Source organism: Fibrobacter sp. HC4, assembly GCF_023373925.1.
Lineage (GTDB): Bacteria > Fibrobacterota > Fibrobacteria > Fibrobacterales > Fibrobacteraceae > Fibrobacter.
Window position 1 is genome coordinate 126633 of record NZ_JALCZV010000003.1, and the last position, 17022, is coordinate 143654.

Annotated in this window: 17 protein-coding genes; 4 read left to right on the top strand and 13 right to left on the bottom strand. The window is 50.2% G+C overall.

Going from position 1 to position 17022, the window contains the following annotated elements; all coding sequences use genetic code 11:
- The first annotated feature begins 73 nt into the window (after window positions 1-73).
- A complete protein-coding gene (locus tag MMG03_RS02915) occupies window positions 74-2878 on the top strand; it encodes a fibro-slime domain-containing protein (RefSeq protein ID WP_249505591.1) in 2805 nt (934 codons plus the stop codon).
- Window positions 2879-2999: 121 nt separating this feature from the next.
- Here MMG03_RS02915 and MMG03_RS02920 read toward each other — a convergent pair whose 3' ends face one another.
- The 10 genes from MMG03_RS02920 to rpsP form a co-directional block, all read right to left on the bottom strand.
- Entirely contained in the window at window positions 3000-4304 is a 1305-nt protein-coding gene (locus MMG03_RS02920; protein WP_249505593.1) for a MiaB/RimO family radical SAM methylthiotransferase, read from the bottom strand.
- Window positions 4285-5778: a SpoIID/LytB domain-containing protein gene (locus tag MMG03_RS02925; RefSeq protein ID WP_249505594.1), complete on the bottom strand. Its 1494-nt coding sequence runs from the start codon at window positions 5776-5778 to the stop codon at window positions 4285-4287. The genes MMG03_RS02920 and MMG03_RS02925 overlap by 20 nt, the downstream gene beginning before the upstream one ends.
- A 15-nt stretch (window positions 5779-5793) precedes the next feature.
- A complete protein-coding gene (gene def / locus MMG03_RS02930) occupies window positions 5794-6336 on the bottom strand; it encodes a peptide deformylase (RefSeq protein ID WP_073156114.1) in 543 nt (180 codons plus the stop codon).
- A 3-nt stretch (window positions 6337-6339) separates the two neighbouring features.
- Window positions 6340-6717 carry a preprotein translocase subunit YajC gene (gene yajC / locus MMG03_RS02935; protein ID WP_073156117.1) on the bottom strand — a complete coding sequence of 126 codons (378 nt, stop codon included), beginning with the start codon at window positions 6715-6717 and terminating at the stop codon, window positions 6340-6342.
- Between the two features lie 50 nt (window positions 6718-6767).
- Window positions 6768-7685, bottom strand: coding sequence for a cyclic nucleotide-binding domain-containing protein (locus tag MMG03_RS02940; protein ID WP_073283006.1), 918 nt, complete (start codon window positions 7683-7685; stop codon window positions 6768-6770).
- On the bottom strand, window positions 7685-8674 hold the full coding sequence (locus MMG03_RS02945; protein WP_249505595.1) for a hypothetical protein: 990 nt from the start codon (window positions 8672-8674) through the stop codon (window positions 7685-7687). The genes MMG03_RS02940 and MMG03_RS02945 overlap by 1 nt, the downstream gene beginning before the upstream one ends.
- Before the next feature lie 40 nt (window positions 8675-8714).
- Window positions 8715-9059 carry a 50S ribosomal protein L19 gene (rplS, locus tag MMG03_RS02950; RefSeq protein ID WP_073156125.1) on the bottom strand — a complete coding sequence of 115 codons (345 nt, stop codon included), beginning with the start codon at window positions 9057-9059 and terminating at the stop codon, window positions 8715-8717.
- 15 nt (window positions 9060-9074) lie between these two features.
- Complete coding sequence (gene trmD / locus MMG03_RS02955; RefSeq protein WP_073156127.1) at window positions 9075-9779, bottom strand: tRNA (guanosine(37)-N1)-methyltransferase TrmD; 705 nt, start codon at window positions 9777-9779, stop codon at window positions 9075-9077.
- A 7-nt stretch (window positions 9780-9786) separates the two neighbouring features.
- Window positions 9787-10353 (bottom strand): ribosome maturation factor RimM, encoded by a 567-nt coding sequence (gene rimM / locus MMG03_RS02960; protein WP_073156130.1) that lies wholly within the window; start codon window positions 10351-10353, stop codon window positions 9787-9789.
- 148 nt (window positions 10354-10501) lie between these two features.
- Entirely contained in the window at window positions 10502-10939 is a 438-nt protein-coding gene (rpsP, locus tag MMG03_RS16035; protein ID WP_073156133.1) for a 30S ribosomal protein S16, read from the bottom strand.
- 28 nt (window positions 10940-10967) lie between these two features.
- On the opposite strand from rpsP, the gene MMG03_RS02970 reads away from it, so the two are divergent.
- Window positions 10968-11255: a hypothetical protein gene (locus MMG03_RS02970; RefSeq protein ID WP_249505596.1), complete on the top strand. Its 288-nt coding sequence runs from the start codon at window positions 10968-10970 to the stop codon at window positions 11253-11255.
- Between the two features lie 465 nt (window positions 11256-11720).
- Here MMG03_RS02970 and ffh read toward each other — a convergent pair whose 3' ends face one another.
- Window positions 11721-13088 (bottom strand): signal recognition particle protein, encoded by a 1368-nt coding sequence (gene ffh, locus MMG03_RS02975; protein WP_073156136.1) that lies wholly within the window; start codon window positions 13086-13088, stop codon window positions 11721-11723.
- 165 nt (window positions 13089-13253) lie between these two features.
- Here ffh and MMG03_RS02980 point away from each other — a divergent pair, with 165 nt between their 5' ends.
- Window positions 13254-14672, top strand: a complete 1419-nt coding sequence (locus MMG03_RS02980; RefSeq protein ID WP_073283012.1) for an MATE family efflux transporter — start codon at window positions 13254-13256, stop codon at window positions 14670-14672.
- 6 nt (window positions 14673-14678) lie between these two features.
- Here the strand turns inward: MMG03_RS02980 and MMG03_RS02985 are convergent, their stop codons facing one another.
- Window positions 14679-14945: a hypothetical protein gene (locus tag MMG03_RS02985; RefSeq protein ID WP_139258154.1), complete on the bottom strand. Its 267-nt coding sequence runs from the start codon at window positions 14943-14945 to the stop codon at window positions 14679-14681.
- Window positions 14946-15009: 64 nt separating this feature from the next.
- The gene (locus tag MMG03_RS02990; protein ID WP_073156144.1) at window positions 15010-15273 is read right to left on the bottom strand and encodes a DUF1653 domain-containing protein; all 264 of its coding nucleotides are present in this window, start codon (window positions 15271-15273) and stop codon (window positions 15010-15012) included.
- 205 nt (window positions 15274-15478) lie between these two features.
- On the opposite strand from MMG03_RS02990, the gene ilvC reads away from it, so the two are divergent.
- Window positions 15479-16963, top strand: a complete 1485-nt coding sequence (ilvC, locus tag MMG03_RS02995) for a ketol-acid reductoisomerase (protein WP_073156147.1) — start codon at window positions 15479-15481, stop codon at window positions 16961-16963.
- The last annotated feature ends 59 nt before the right edge of the window (window positions 16964-17022 follow it).

A 17022-nucleotide genomic window follows, 5' to 3' on the forward strand; every position in this document is an offset into this window, starting at 1 on the left:
AATATATAGTCTAAAATGGTGTATATTTAGCGTTGAATATTCATAACCTGTGCACAGGTGGAGATTGGACTATATGAAATTGGATCGTTTTAAACGGATATCTCTTACCGCGATGATGTTTGGACTCGCTGGGGTGGTTTCGTCCTTTGCGGTTGTTGAAGATAACCAGAGAGAACTGGATATTGTTGTCCGCGACTTTGACGTGGGTCATCCCGACTTTGAAAACTTCCAGGAAGAAGCTTATTACAGCATCTTTTCTGGCAAGGATGATGCTAAGCCGAGTTCCTGGTTGGCTACATACAGCACGGATCCGACGTGGACTGGTCGTCGATCTAACTATGGTAAATATGGTTGCGGTAATACCCAGACTCCTGATTACGGTCTCCCCGTAGGTACCGAAGGCTATCCCAAGGCTAACGCCGATGGTTCCGTGATGACCAAGTCCGGTGCCGTTTCTACGGTTCCCGACTATATTACCGCTATTTCTAGAGTTACAAACCAGGGTTATGCCTGGTACGGTGAATTCAAGGATTGCTCTTACGATGCTAAGCTGAATCCCCTTAGCCTAAAGACTATGCGTGGTCTTGTGTCTGAATTGTGCTCCGACGCTTCTTCGACTTGGGCCGCCAATATGGCCGACAGCAAAAAGGAGTGTACCGCAGGTAAGGTCTGTAAGGGTCACTCCTGGTCACAGATTGTGTACGTGACTCCGGGCCTTGTTGAACGAAACCTGCAGTTCGTTAAGGATCCCAACGATCCTAACGGCGGTCTGGACATGTATTCTCCCATAATTTCCGCTAAGCGTGAAGGGTGTGATAACCAGTATTTCAGCCAGTGGTATGCGGATGTAGATAATGTCAACCTGCGTACCAATACCACCTTGATCCTGGATCAGGATCCTAGTGATCCGAAGTACTTTGAAATCGATAAGAACTGGAACAATGGTGGTTACTTCCCGCTGGATTCCATTTCTGATGATGGCGAATTTACCTGGCTGGGACCCAAACCCCAGTATCCGAATCAGTACGGCGCTCAGTCTCTTTCCATTTTCTGCCCGCCTTATGAATATCGATATGCAAAGGACCAGACCGACTTTAAGGGTTCGAATACTGCAGAACTTTGCAATGCCTGGAAGCGTAATGGTGGTCCCAAGGTTGGTGCTGCCGCATATCAGGCTGCTGCCACTTCTGAAATTGGCCTGCGTCACCTGCGCAACTATGGCTTTACCATGATGGGTTACGCCGCATTTAAGTACAAGAAGGGTGCTGGCGAAGTGTTCGAATTCACTGGTGACGATGACATGTGGATTTACGTGGACGGCGTTCTGGTGGTTGACCTGGGGGGTACTCACTTGGCTGCAGCTGGTAAGGCTGACATGGACTACCTTTCTGGTCAGAAGTTTGGTGTCGCCGGTTTAGGTGGCTTTGCTCATGGTTGCTGGCCGGGCGATCCTCTGGAACAGGCTGACTCCTGCTCTATCAAGCTTGATGCTGATGGTACCTGGAAGGATGGCTCCTGGCATCATATCCACTTCTTCTATGCTGACCGTCAGACCGATGGTTCTAACCTCCGTATCCGCAGTTCTCTTTCTGAACTCGCTCCGTCTCGCTATGGTCAGCCCTCTGTAAGTAAGTCTGTGGTGACTACCGACAGTACTGGTAAGCAGACCGTCAGCGTGACCCTGAATACTACTCTGGATGAATCCTCCTTGATTAATATCAGAAACGCTGCCGCAACAGGCACCGCTCCGGTCTTGCTGGTGATGAGAACGGTCTATGATTCTACCGGTGCTTCTTCTACTAAGGTTTATGGCTACTACATTACCTCTATTTCTGATGGTATTAACCTTGGTCCTTCTGGTATTCAGTACGATATGGAAGGTATCTTGGTCGATGCTGATGGTAATGTTATGACTTCTGGCATTTCCGGTAACGACAAGATTGCATTCAATTTCCGCGATCCTGAAAACGAAATTGCCAACGACGAAGAACTGAAGGCTGCTTATGTGTCTACTGTGGGTCTTGATGCTTGGAATCAGATGATTTCCTGGACCAAGAAGATGGACGCCGCTGGTTTCGATATCAAGTCTTCTTCTGGAAAGAAGGTGATTGGTTTCCCGGATACTCCTAGCGATTGGTCTGTTACTCAGTTCGTGGGTAACCCCAACGTCGAAACCTTCGTTCTTGACAAGAATATTGACCGTCCTGAATTTGATAAGCAGGCTGCTGTATTGACCGAAGTTGCCAAGAACAACAGTGGTGAATTGCCTGCTGACTTTACCGCTGACTTGATCATTACCTCTATCCCCACTTCTGCTGGTAATGGTAACCCGCTGGTGCTGTCCAACGAAGATAAGAGCTCCTTCTCTAAGGCTGGTGCTAATGGTACTGTTGGTGCCGGTTCTGTGGCTTACGTCGGTGGTAAGGCAAGCGCATCTTCTATGTGCTTCAGCGATGAATCTGGTGTTGAAAGCTGCACAAGTATTTCTTATCCGGTTTCTGGTCCGTTCCGCCTTAACGTTCGCGTGTTCGACCATATGGGCCATTTTGTTAGCCAGTACCAGAAGCGTATGAGTGCTGACGAAATTCATAAGGCTCTGGGTGGCGAAACTGCTAAGCTTGGCGCCTGCGGCGAGGAATATCCGCTGTACGGTTCTACTGGCTTGGGCTGGATGACTATCAAGATGTATCCTGTTTCTCAGAGCGGCCGTATGATTGCAACTGGCCCGTACATCTACCAGGTTACCTTCATTCAGGAAGACTACAAGTACTGCGTGAAGGGCGGCGATGCTGACGAAGCTGGTCAGATCAAGACCAACACTTACAAGCGTACCTCTGATACTTATCGTTTCGGTTACCGCCGTCATAAGAATAAGTAATAGCGGTTAGCAAAGTTTAAAAAGCCTCGGCTCAATGCCGAGGCTTTTTGTATAGAGAAAACTACCGGCGTAGCCGGTAGTTCCGTAAAAGCCTTCTGGCAGACATGCAAAAATGTTGGAATTAAACTATAGAACCAATGAGGGCGAATGGTTCGGCGGCCGTTATTTTGACTTGTAGGCGGGTGCCAGTTTTTATTGGTTGAAGACCTTCGCTCAGAGCAACTGGGCGGTAGGCGTCGTTGCGGGCGATGATGGTGCCTTGGCGATAGCCTGCTTTTTCTACGGTCACACGCTCTGTCTGACCAATCCAGCGGGCGTTATTTTCTGTAGCGATGGCCTGGAATGCGGCGGCCAGTTCTGCAGATCGACTGTGTTTAACGGTGTCGGGCACGATTGGCTCTAGACGGCTTGCTACCGTACCTGGGCGGCTGACGAAGCGGGTTATGTTGCAGACCGTAGGGTGTGTTTCCTGGAGGATGTTTAAGGTGTCCTTGAAGTCCTGGTCCGATTCGCCGGGAAAGCCGACAATAAGGTCTGTGCTGAGGGTGAACAAGCTGAATCGCTTGTTGAACTCGTTTGCCAGCTCCAGGTAATCCTTGGCGGTATGTTTGCGGTTCATCAACTGCAGAACGTGCTCGGATCCGCTTTGGACGGGAAGGTGGATGAATTTGTAGACACGGTCGTCCTGGAAGCATTCCATGAGCGGTTCCAGGTAGCTTTTGATGTGCCGCGGGTTGCCCATGCCTAGGCGGATGCGGTAATTGCCTGGAACTTTGACGAGTATCTGCTGAACCAGTTCAGCAAGGTTTTGGGCGGGAAATTCTGCGCGGGAGTTCCCTGCAAAATCAAATCCGTAGCAACCGCAATCCTGGCCTGTAAGCTGTATTTCGATGCAACCGTCAGAAACGAGTCGCTGTACCTGCTCTACGATAGATTCTGCAGAAAAGCTACGCAGTCGCCCTTTGACTAGGCGGGTGGAACAGTAGGCACATGCGTCTAGGCAGCCTTCTTCGATGTTGACGATACCTACGAGAGGGGATTCGCGAAGAACGGTTCCCGGCTTGAGGATAAGTGTTTCTTGGGATGTTCTTTCTTTGCTTAATTCGTTGAGGCTTGTAAATCTGACGTCCTCAAAAAGTTTGCGAACCTCTTCCTGCAGATCCCTAGGGGCGCAGCCTGTTACAAAGAAAGTTGCCTGGGGTGCAATGGCTTTTGCCTCGCGCAGTAATTTTAGTGCCGTTGAATTCCCCTTGACCGTGCATACGTTCAGGATAAATGCGGCTGGTTCTAGGCCTTCTTTGGGGAGGCCAAAGGTGACGTTAAATTCGTTGTCAAAAAGTCGAGCGATTTTTTCGCCCTCTCCAAAATTTGCAGCACATCCCTGGCTAATGACGGAAAGGGTTGGTTTATCGGTCGAATTTTTCAAGGGTGATTCCCGGGTAGTAGTGGGTGAGGATTTCCTGGTAGGATTGTCCTGCCTGGGCACGGGCGCGGACTCCCATCTGACACATGCCGACTCCGTGGCCGAAACCGGTACCTGTGAGGATCCATTCCTTGCCGCTTTGCTTGATGGTAAAGAATGATGAAGGGAGGATGGAGTTGTTCTTTTTAAAGAGCCAGCGGGTTCTGTCGGTAAGAACTTCGATGTCGCCCTTGTCGGTTTTTACAACCAAGGTCTGAATACGACCGCTTTTTAGTTTGTTCTTGACCGTGATTTCCTTGACTTTCTTGAAATCTTTGGTTGCGACGGAGGATAGCTTGGCTTTTGATTCGGTTAAATTGCGCTTGATTAGGTCGGCGATTTCTTTGTCTGCAAAACGGCGTTCCCATTTCATGTAGCTGGATTCGTTGCAGAAGGGGGTGCCATCGTTACGACGGTCTGGCTTGCTCTGGAGGTAGGGGAGGTTTGGACGATTCCAGGTGGCTAGGGTTTCTGTGGTTCCGCCGCAGGTGGAATGGTAATAGGCGATTATGAATTCTCCGTTGTACATCATGGTAACGCCTGCGGTGGCCTTGACGGCGGCGTCTGTAAGGGGGGTGGCGCCTTCTAGTCCTTTATAGACTTGGTCCTTGGTGTCGGCATAGACGTCAAACCCTTGGGCTTCGCGGCTATTGTAATGCTTGTAGGCGTATGTGCGGGCTGCGACAGCTTGGGCCTTCAGGGCTTCGATGCGACCGCTGTCAAGTTTGCCGATTTCGTAGGGAATGACGCCGCGTAGGTAATCTTCTACGTCTACGGAGTTGATTGCATCTACCTTGCCGTTGCTTGCCCTGAAAAGGACTGTACCCGGATAGCATGCCCGCTGAAGACTTTTGGTATCTGCTGCAAAGGCGATGCAGGATCCGTCTTCGTTGCCGAATTCACGGGATTCCATTTCCATGGACTGGCCCTTGCTGGAAAGTTTTATGCTTTTCCCGCTGGCGGTAATTTTGATAATGTCGTCGGCGTATTTTAGGTAGGCTTCCTTGGCTCCAATAAGCACCCCGACTCGGAGAGGGCGGTCTAAATCCTGGGGAACCTTGCGCTCTTCGAATTTTACCGCGGTCTCCTGAAGGGGATCTGTTCCTTCGGTGGAAATTGCGGAAATTGGGACGAATGGGGAACTTGTTGCTACGCTGGCGGAACTGCTGACGGCATTGGCTGAACTGGCCACCATGTTGGCTGAGCTGGCGATAGAATTTGCTGCGGAACTACCTGCCGAGTTGGCAGCGAGGCTTGAACTAGAAAATTGGGCTTCCGCAGTGTTGGAGGCTTCGATGGGAACAAAGCGTATGACTTCGGTTTCTTCTACATCTCCTGGCAGATCGAAACCGTCGGATACAGAAACAGCCTGCGGTTCCGCATAAACGGAACTTAGCAGGCTGGCTGCAAACCAGAGGGATGTCAACAGTCTGGCCAACAAACCCTCTGTTATTTAATGCTTGCCCTTGAGCTTTGCCTGGGTGTCCTTGGCCATCTTCTTCAGCTTGGACTGGGTCATGGTGCGGTCTGCTGTAGAAATCTTGTCTACGAACAGGTCGCCACTCAGGTGATCCACTTCGTGCTGGATGCAGCGTCCGAAAAGGCCGTCGCAGTTATGGATTTCCTGGGCTTCTCCATTGATGTCGAAGAAGCGGACACACACCTTGTTGGGGCGAACCACATTGCAGAAGATGTCGGGAACGGAGAGGCAACCTTCGTCATAGTCCACCATTTCTGCGTCAGGTTCGGCTTCCCATTCCGGGTTGAACATGATGTAGGGGTTGGGTTCCTCTTCGTCGGGAATGGACGTGTCGATAACCACCAGTCGGATGTTCAGACCGACCTGCGGTGCGGCAAGACCACAGCCGGGAGCCTTGTACATGGTTTCCAGCATGTCTTTTGCCAACTGGCGCAGCTCCGGAGTGATTTCGGTGATGGGGGTGCACTTCTTGCGAAGCACCGGATCGCCATAAGTTCTAATAGGGAGCAATGCCATAGATTACTTCTTTTCTTCGGTCTTTTCGACAGGCTTGGCTTCGGCGTTCAGAACGCGCATGATTGCTGCCTTTTCGAAGTCGATAAGGGTGGTGGAACCGGTACGTACGGTAACAGTGGTAGAGGTTTCGTCGATGTTGGTGACGACGCCGATGATACCTGCAGTGGTCATAACCTTGTCACCCTTCTTCAGAGCCTTGCGCATGGCTTCCATCTGCTTCATTTCCTTATTCTTGGGGCGGATGAAGAACAGCCACATTACGACGAAGAGAAGAATCAGGGGGAGGAAACCGGCGAGACCACCCTGCTGCTGTTCTGCAGCGGCGTCTTGTGCGAATGCGGCAACGGAAGCGAGGGTAACGAGAAGAGCAGAAATTTTCATTTTTGAAACCTTTCCTTGATGGTTGAATTATTCATTGAAAAGATAGTAAACTAAGAAACTAGATGTTTGTCTAGCATGGGGAAAATGCGGTTGAGTTCCAGTAAATCCAGAACCTTTTCGAAGTCCCCTCTAAAGGACTGGATGCTTTCCAGGGGGTCGTCGGAATTCGGGGAGGCTACCTGTGCAGAGGGAATGAGAAGACCGCGTTGAATCAAGGGCTGTATGGTCCGCAAGGTCAAGGTCAGATGAAGTGACTTCTTGGCGATAGACATCAGTGTTTCGGTCTGTACGGTGAATGTTCCGTTTTTCAGCGGGTCTCTGCTTTCCTGGACCGTCTTGGTAACTGCGGTAAGAACCATCTGTTCGGTCATGGATAGGATGCTAGGCGAAACCTTCTTATGGATGGCTCGGTAGCAGATGGTCTTATACAGCAGAGAAATGACGCGAGGGCTCTCAATACGAATTTCGTCGCCTAAGACCTTGAGGACATCTATACTCTGCAGAGTCTGCAGTAGTCCCATTGTTTCGTCGTCATCGATATTGAAAAGCTGGTGGACTTCTTCGCAGATTTCCTGCACCGGTGTGACAGTACCTCGGGAACTTAGTAGATAAAGTAATGCGGGGAGAGCTTTTACCTTATTGCTCTTTATAAGGTTGTTCTTGGCGATGTGGGTTCTGCTGGCCAGGAAGGTGATGATGGACATAAGCCAGCTGGGTTCCTTGGCCAGGGCGTCCTGCAGTCCCGCAGGGTTGATGACCTGCAGTTCACACTGTGTTTTTGCCTTGAGGGTTTCCTTGGCTGCGGCTCCTTCCAACAGGCTGAATTCGCCAATGATAGAACCCGGTCCGTATAGCCGGATCTTGGGCTTTTTAGAAGACGATCCTTCCAATTCGCCGCTCTTGACAATGAAGAGGGTATTGTTCTTGTCGCCTTCGGTGCATAGATATTCGCCAGCGTTCAGAATCATTATAGAACTCCTCGAACATTGGTTTCGTATCGCAGGGCCTTCAGGTAGTATTTAATCGTCCCTAAATTGATGCTATACTGTTGATTGCCTGCAGGCTTGAACCAGCCTAACTTCTGCAGACGGATCCATCCCGAAACGTCGGCGTTGGTGTCGTGCTTTCTGATGAACGCAAGCCAGCCGGGGCTGTCCATAAGGGTGTCTTCGGACATGGCCGAAAGAAGAACCAGCATCTTTTTCTGGTACAGAGTCAGTTTATAGGGCTCAAATGGCTGACCTGCGTCACTTACTTCCTGGAAGTCTACGAATATCCTCAAAAGTTCGGCGTCTATAATCTTGCAGACGACGACTCCCTCTTTTTTGGAAATTTCAATGAGGTGGCGACGGAAGAGGCTCTTAAAGTCTAGCTGGACCGTGGTAAAGTCTAATTTTGTAATCCAGCAAAATTCCTGAATCAGTTCTGCAACGTTGTATAAAATAGGACCGTTGGAACTTTTTGATTTTTTCTTGCTTAGGAATAGGGCGAGACTCTTTATTGAGTTTTCGACGCGGGGCTGCTGGGCGGCCTGCTTAAGGCGTCGAGTCTTGCTTGACAGACTTTTGATTACGGCAAGGAGCCATAGGGGAAGGCGTTTTAGTTCTGATTCCATACACTCTTCGTTCACTAGAGTGATGTCGGACTTTTTGGTGGCGGCGATTTCGTATTTGAACGGTTCACGCTCCAAAAGGGCGGCCACGCCAACGAGGTCACCTGGATGCATTGTAAATACGATGTCTTCTGGGCTGTCCTTCTCTCTTGCGATAAGTTCCCCGTCATTGAGGATGACGATGCTCCTTTCGGGTTCCTTTTTAGGGTTTACGTCAGAAGAGCCTGCGGCAACGCTAACTTGATTGGGTCCGTTGGGAGTATATACAACAAATCCCGCCTCCACGTTTAAACGGGTGGGCGGGATGATTTGCTGTCGGGAATCTCCTGATTTCTTGGAATTCATGGAGAAAACCGCCTATACGCGCCTTAAATACGCCTTGCGATTACTGGCGTTCGTCGATACGAGCAGCCTTACCGCGGAGGTCGCGCATGTAGTAAATGCGAGCCTGGCGAACCTTACCCGGGCGATCCAGAAGGATGGAAGCGATACGGGGAGAGTTGACCGGGAAGATTCGTTCAACGGCAACACCGTTGGACATCTTGCGGACGGTAATGGTCTTGGAGATACCAGAGTTCTTGACCTGGATGATGACGCCCTTGAACGGCTGGATACGTTCCTTGGTGCCTTCAATAACCTTGACGTTCACGGTGACGGTGTCGCCAGAGCGGAATGCCGGGAGGTCGGTCTTCACGTTTTCATTCTGGATTGCTTCGATATTCAGGGACATAATGTACCTCGTTAATTATTTGATGCCAAATTTAGTATCTCTTTCGAGATTTTTAAAGATGTCTGGGCGCCTTTCTTCCGTTCTTTTTAACGATTCTTGACGCCTCCAAGCCGCTATGTTCTTGTGATGGCCCGAGAGAAGCACATCTGGAACTCTTTTCCCTTCAAAAACTTCTGGACGCGTGTAAACCGGCCAGCCGAGGACTCCCTGGGCGAAAGAATCGGTGTCTCCGGATTCTCTGTTACCCAGTGCGCCGTCGATCAGGCGGACAACTGCGTCTGTTACCAGCATGGCGGGCAATTCACCACCACTGACAACGAAGTCGCCTATGGAAATTTCAAGATCCACTTCGGACTGGCGGATGCGGTCGTCGATTCCCTTGTAGTGTCCGCAGATCAGGACCAGGTGCTTTTCTTTCGAAAGTTCCTGGGCCATCTTGTGGTTAAAGGGAACGCCGTCTGCAGTCAAGTAAATGACCTTGCCGCCGTCTTCCTTGACGCCTGTACTGCGGATTGCGTTTGCCAGGGGTTCCGGTCGGATGACCATGCCCGGTTCGCCACCGTAGGGGACGTCGTCTACCTGACCATAATCGTTGATTGCGAAGTCTCGCAGGTAGACTGTATTGAATTCCATAAGCCCCTTATTCTGAGCCCTGCCCATGATAGAAGTTTTCATGGGGGTGAACATTTCCGGAAAAATGGTGATGCAGTCAATTTTCATAACTGGACTATTTTTCCCCCGGACACATGCTCTTGAGGTAGTCTGCGTCGCAGGTAATGCTCTCGTCCTCTTCGTCGACTTCTACAACACAGTCGTCGACCCAGGGGGCTAGAATGGGTTGAGCGGAAAACTCTTTCTGGTACTCCAGATCAAACTTGATCTGAAAGGCATAGACGGTGGGGAGTTCTTGAACCTCAATGACCTCGCCAACTTCTCTGCCATCTTCCAGTTTGACACGGAATCCTTCCAGGTCGTCAATGTAATATTCGCCCTCGGGGGCGGGAATGCGCTCGGATTCAGGAATCATCAAGTCGCCATTGACAAAGTGAGTAATGGATTCGGGGGTGTCGTACCCCTTGAATTTCAGCAACCACAAGTTGTTTGCCAGCTTGGAATCTTCCACCGTCAGTTTAACCAGTTCGCTATTGGTCTTTTTTAGCATCACATCCTTGAGCTTCTCGTGACGGGTAAGGTCGTGAGTCAGAGGCATCGCCTTGATATAGCCCTTTACGCCATGTGTGCGCATGAGCTGGCAGACGGTGATGAACTCTTCTTGTGCTTCGGATTCAGACATTAAAGACGTGGGTGGGAATCTGACTACAGTAAACTAAAAAGCGGATACTGTTTATGGAAGGTGATTGCAAAGGGGCTGGAACCTTTCGATTCCGTTTAAAAAAGCCTCGCGCAGGTTCACTGCACGAGACCCTTTCAAAATGTTTGAATTAAGCTTCTGCAGGTGCTTCTGCGGGTGCTTCAGCAGCGGCAGCGGCTTCAGCTTCGGCAGCAGCCTTGGCAGCCTTTTCAGCTTCGATCTTGGCGAGAGCCTTAGGACCGAGCTTTGCCTTCTTTTCCTTAACAGCCTTGGGAGCAGCAACCTTACCTTCGATGGAACGGCCAGCCTTCATTTCGTGGAAGAGTTCCATGATGCCAGCCTGCTTCATCAGGTTACGAACGGTGTCAGAGGGCTGAGCACCAGTGGAGAGCCACTTGAGAGCCTTTTCCTGATCGAACTTGATTTCGGGGGTCTTGGTGTTGGGGTTGTAGAAACCGACCTGTTCGATAAAGCTATCGTCGCGTGCCTTACGGCTGTCGATAACGACTACGCGGTAGATCGGGTTGTGACGCTTACCAAAGCGAGAAAGACGGATAGCGGTTGCCATTTTAACCTCTTTAAATATTGTCTCGGGGATGAACCTGCCGAAACGGGGTTGTTCAATTGTTTTGGCCAAATATAGTAACATTGCTTTTGTGTGTAAAGGACGGCAACGAAAAAAAATCCGTTCTTTGCATACAAAGTATTTATTGGATGGAGCTGATTTTGAGGCGTTTAAGCTGGTAATTGGCGAAATTCGCTCAAAAATTGGGTTTTTGTGTGAAAAAAAACGCCTTGCTGTCGGACTAGCCGCAGGACTTCTTTTCAGACGTTTTTCTGTGCGTTTTCAGTATGTTTTTTATGGTTTGACCTTGCTTTTCTGACGAAAACCATTGTTCCAGGCTGGAATTTTCCATTGCGTAATATTACCCGGTGTAATATTCCAACGGTTAGTACTCGTTGATTTTTTATCAACAAGACATGGATTTGTCTGTGTGAAAATTCTCACACCAGTGGGTAAATTATAAGTGTAAGCGGGTGGTGCCGCGGTAAACTTTAAAACGAGGTTTTGGATATGGAAAAGAAAACTGTAAAGATGTATGCTCCTATTGTTGAAACCATTTGGGGAGCTTTGGTCGTAGTGGGCTTCTGCTCCTACATCTTCCTCGTTTAATTAGACTCGCCTTTAGCCAAGTTTGGTGGTTGAGAAGAAAGGAAGTCGCCCTAGGCGACTTCCTTTTCACATAGTCAGACTTTAAAAGAAAAAGATTAGTGTTTCTTGGTCCTTCGGACCCAAAAACGTCGGCTCGGAAATGAAAATGAGTTACCTCATTTTCGCTTCTCTCACCTTAGTGCTTTTTTTTCTTCTTGTTCTTATCCTTGGGGGGAGTGTAGTTGGAGCCGATCTGGGCGCCGCCGTTCTGTCTCTTGGCGAATTCGCCAACCTTCTTGAACATTTCCTTCATGGTCTCGTACTGCTTGAGCACGGCGTTCACGCGACCGATTTCGGTGCCGGAACCCTTTGCCACGCGGTCCTTGCGGCTGCCGTTGAGGATGCTGGGGTTCTTGCGTTCCTTGGGGGTCATGGAACTGAGGACGGCTTCTACGTAGACAAGTTCCTTTTCGTCAATCTGGTCGATGGGCAGCTTGTTCAGGCCGGGGATCATGCCCAGGATGTCCTTGAGGCGGCCCAGCTTCTTGATGGTGCGGAGCTGGTTCAAGAAGTCATTCAGGTCGAAGGTGTTGTTCAGGATCTTCTTCTTGAGGTCCTTGGCGTCCTTTTCGTCGATGACCTGCTGTGCCTTTTCCACGAGAGAGACCACGTCGCCCATGCCGAGGATACGGCTAGCCATACGGTCCGGATGGAACAGTTCGATTTCGGGGAGCTTTTCGCCGACACCGATAAAGCAGATAGGTACGCCGGTCATCTTCTTGATGGACAGGGCTGCACCGCCGCGGGTGTCGCCATCCATCTTGGAAAGGCAGACGCCGGTGAACTTCAGTCGCTGCCAGAAGGTTTCGGCGACATTTACGGCTTCCTGACCGATCATGGCGTCGGCAACGAAGAGCACTTCGTCGGGGTGGACGGCTTCCTGGGCCTGTTCCAGTTCCTGCATCAGTTCTTCGTCGATCTGCAGACGGCCTGCGGTATCGTAGATTACCAGGTCAAAGCCGTTGTCCTTGGCGTACTGGTAACCATGCTTGATAATTTCTACGGGATTGCCCTGGCCTTCGTCGTAAACGGGAATGCCGATGGACTTGCCCAGCACCTGCAACTGCTTGATAGCGGCGGGGCGGTATACGTCGGCTGCCACCAGGAGAGGCTTACGCTTCTTCTTGGTTCGCATCCACAGGGCGATCTTTCCTGCGAAGGTGGTCTTACCGGAACCCTGAAGGCCCACCATCATGATGCCCACGGGAGCGGGGGCGGAAAGGTTGATTTCCTTAGTTTCGCCACCCATGACGGCAACAAGTTCGTCGTGGATTATTTTCACAATCTGCTGACCCGGGGTCACAGAGGTAAGCACTTCGCTGCCGAGGGCCTTTTCCTTGACGGCCTTCACGAAGTCGCGGGTTACGTTAAAGTTTACGTCGGCTTCCAGGAAGGCGCGGCGGACTTCGCGAAGGGATTCCGCAACGTTTTCTTCGGTAAGCTTGCCCTGGCCACGCAGGTTCTTGAGGGTATTTTCTAGAGAATCAGTCAACTGTGAAAACATAGTGGGGGCAAATATAGTAATTATGAATTATGAGTTATGAATTATGAGATGAATTACGAGTTACGAATTACGAGAGAGGGGGAGGGTAAAATCTGATTTTTTAGAAAAAATATGGTTGGTTCAAAAGTTTATTGCTAAATTGTGCACCTGCTTTGAGACGGTCTCATGATTGATGAATTTACCGGACATATCGAAAAAACTCCAAAGATCAAGTTCAGAAAGAACGGCGACATCAAGGATGTGCTGGTGGTGGCGTTGCCCATGCTGCTTTCCATGTCCTTTGATACCTTGATGACCTTTGTAGACCGTCTTTTCTTGAGTCGGTTGGGTCCTGCCGAAATGAACGCCAGCCTTGGTGCGGGCGGCATGAATCTTGTCCTGATCACTTTTTTCACGGGTATGATCAGCTATACGACGGCAATGGTTGCCCAGCGTTTTGGTGCCGGAAAGAAGCAGGAATGCGCAAGCGTGTTCATGCAGGCCGTGTATTTATCCCTTGCCTGCGTGCCCTTTCTCTATTTGATGATCCCCCTGGGGCATTTGATTTTTGAACAGCAGGGATTGGCGGCGGACCAGCTGGCTTATCAGAAACTGTACTTTAATATTTTGATGATCGGCGGAATTGTTTCTCTGGTTCGAAATGCGGCTCCTTGTTTCTTTAGCGGAATCGGTGAGACGAAGATTATCATGAAGGCTGCCTTTGCGGGTATGCTGGTAAATATCGTCTGTAACTATTTCCTGATTTTCGGTGTGGGCCCGTGTCCGCGTCTAGGTGTGGCGGGAGCGGCCTATGGTACAGTCATTGGTAATATCGTCTCGACGGTGATGTTGTTTGTGGTCTATTTTGGCAAGCGGTACCATTCGCTTTACGGAACAAGGTCGAACCTAAAATTTAATCTGGCTCAGGTGAAGGAACTGCTTAAACGAGGCATGCCATCAGGCGTAGAAATGTTCCTGAATATGGCGGCGTTCCAGCTGATGATTTTGCTGTTCCACGGCCTTGGTGCCGAAGCGGCCACGGCGGCCTCCATCATGTTTAACTGGGATATGGTGGCCTATGTGCCATTGATGGGTCTGGAAGTTGCGTCTACCAGTTTGGTCGGACGTTATGTTGGTGCAAAAAGTGCTGCCGCGGCCTCCCGCTCTACGTATTCAGGTCTAAAGGTGGGGTGGGGGTATTCCCTGCTGATTGCTGTCCTTTTGATATTCTTGCCAGGCGTTCTGGCCGACGTGTTTAGGCCCGACGTGACCGCCTCTGCAGAGGCTATAGCCATATTCGAATCTGCCCGTCCCATGGGGATCTTTATGCTGCGTTTTGCAACATTGTATATCTTCGTGGAAGTACTGCTGGTAGTTTACTGTGGTGCCCTGCGCGGCGCTGGAGACACGGTGTGGGTCATGTGCGCCTGTGCCGTTATGAACTGGTTTAACACCATAGCCCTATACGTAGCGGCCTATATCATAAAAGTGCCGCCCCATTATGCGTGGATTATCGTGGTGTGCGTGTATAGCACGGCGCCAGTCCTGTTCTACTTGCGCTGGAAGAGCGGCAAGTGGCGGCGCCATGTGCTGGATAAGAATTAGAAAAGCCTAGTTGGTGCAACCGGCTGCGGTCATTCGTTCCATGAATCGGCCGGCGAACAGGTCCGGACTTGTCTGCATTAGCAAGGAGTTGTTGGCTTCCTTGCGGTAGGCGTCGTACTGTTCGCAAAGGTCGAAGTCGCAGGTCATGGTGACAGAAGCCTTGCCACTACCGCAAGTTTGCGTTCCAGTGGCAGATGCTGAAGAACTGGATTCGCTACATCCGCAAAGAAGAGCTAATCCCAATACTGCGATACAAAGTAAAGTTTTTCCCATAATCTTTTGTCCTCTTGACTCCCAAAACTATCTAATAATTTGTAGAAAAGCAAGTTTGTTGAAGTTAAAATGATTTTTCAGAGAGGTCGACCAACTCGAAACGGTATTTCTGCTTGACTTCCGGGTATTTTTCGTGGTCCACTTCGCTTAAAAACATGGACTTTTCGCGGATCCACATGGCGTTGTCGCCGTAAAGTTTGCGGTAAATGACGTAATCTTCCTGAGTTTCGGAATGCTTGGCCACCCCTTCTACGATGTAAAAACGGTTTTTGAAGTGCCTATAGATTCCGTGGACCTTGATTTCCCGAATTTCCTCTTTGTTTTCCATATTGTATGCAGTCCTTTTTTGCTTTCACCCATTTATAGGAAAAAATATGGGGAATGCGGGCCGGGAACGCAGATTTTAAAAAATAAAGTAGAGGAATCGGCTTGGAACGCCCAAAAAACGTAATGCTTTTTGCCGTATCACTCGCCTTTTATTATATTTACCCCCGTAAAAACTTTAAATACTACTCAAAAGAGGTTAAATAATCATGGGTATCAATTACTTCAATTCCATTCCTCTGCGTCGTCAGCTGGAAGAAATCGGTCACTGCCGTTTCATGGATTCTTCTGAATTTTCTCGCGGTGTAGAAGCCCTCAAGGGCAAGAAGATCGTGTTCGTCGGTTGCGGCGCTCAGGGTCTCCATCAGGGTCTCGATCTGCGTGATAGCGGTCTCGATGTTTCCTACACCCTCCGTCCGGAAGCAATCGCTGAAAAGCGTCAGTCCTGGAAGAACGCTACCGAAAACGGTTTCGCCGTCGGTACCTACGAAGAAATGATCCCCACTGCTGACCTGGTTTGCAACCTCACACCGGATAAGCAGCACCACAACGTGATCCCCGCTGTCATGAAGCTCATGAAGAAGGGCGCAGCTCTCTCCTACAGCCATGGCTTCAACATCGTTGAAGAAGGCCAGCAGATCCGAGAAGACATCACCGTTATCATGGTGGCTCCCAAGGGTCCGGGTTCCGAAGTCCGTTCTGAATACGTTCGCGGTTTCGGTATGCCCTGCTTGATCGCTGTCCATCCCGAAAACGACCCCGAAGGCAAGGGTTGGGACTATGCCAAGGCTTACGCCGCTGGTCTCCATGCCGACCGTCCGGGCGTTCTCGAAAGCTCTTTCGTTGCAGAAGTGAAGTCCGACCTCATGGGCGAACAGACCATCCTCTGCGGTATGCTCCAGACTGGTACCATCCTTTGCTACGACAAGATGGTCAAGGAATTCGGTGTTGAACCGGCATACGCAACCAAGCTCCTCCAGTACGGTTGGGAAACCATTTCCGAAGCCCTGAAGCACGGTGGTATCACCAACATGATGGACCGCCTCTCCAACCCGGCTAAGGTTCGTGCAAACGAACTCTCCGAAAAGATGAAGGTCATCATGCGCGGCCTCTACCAGGAACATCAGGACAACATCATCTCCGGTAAGTTCTCCTCTACCATGATGATCGACTGGGAAGCTGGTGACAAGGACCTCCTGGCATGGCGTGCAGCTACTGGCGAACTGGAATTCGAAAAGGTTGCAGCTACCGATAAGGCTATCTCCGAACAGGAATACTTCGACCGCGGCGTCCTCATGGTCGCTATGATCAAGGCCGGTGTGGAACTGGCTTTCGAAACCATGTGCTCCGTCGGCATCAAGCCCATGAGCGCATACTACGAATCCCTCCACGAAACTCCGCTCATTGCAAACCTCATCGCTCGTAAGAAGCTGTTCGAAATGAACCGCGTTATCTCCGACACCGCAGAATACGGCTGCTACCTGTTCGCTAACAAGTGCGTGCCTCTGCTGAAGGACTTCATGGCTAAGGAAGTCACTAAGGAAGATATCGGCGCTATCTTCGGCGAAGGCAAGTCCACCGCTGTTGATAACGAAGAACTCATCAAGGTCAATGCAAGCATCCGCAAGCACCCGGTTGAAGAAATCGGTGCATGGCTGAGAGCCAGAATGAGTGGTATGACCCGCGTGGTGTAATACCAACATTCGTTTGTTAACTGTTTTATGTCCCGTTAGGTTTTGCCTAGCGGGATTTT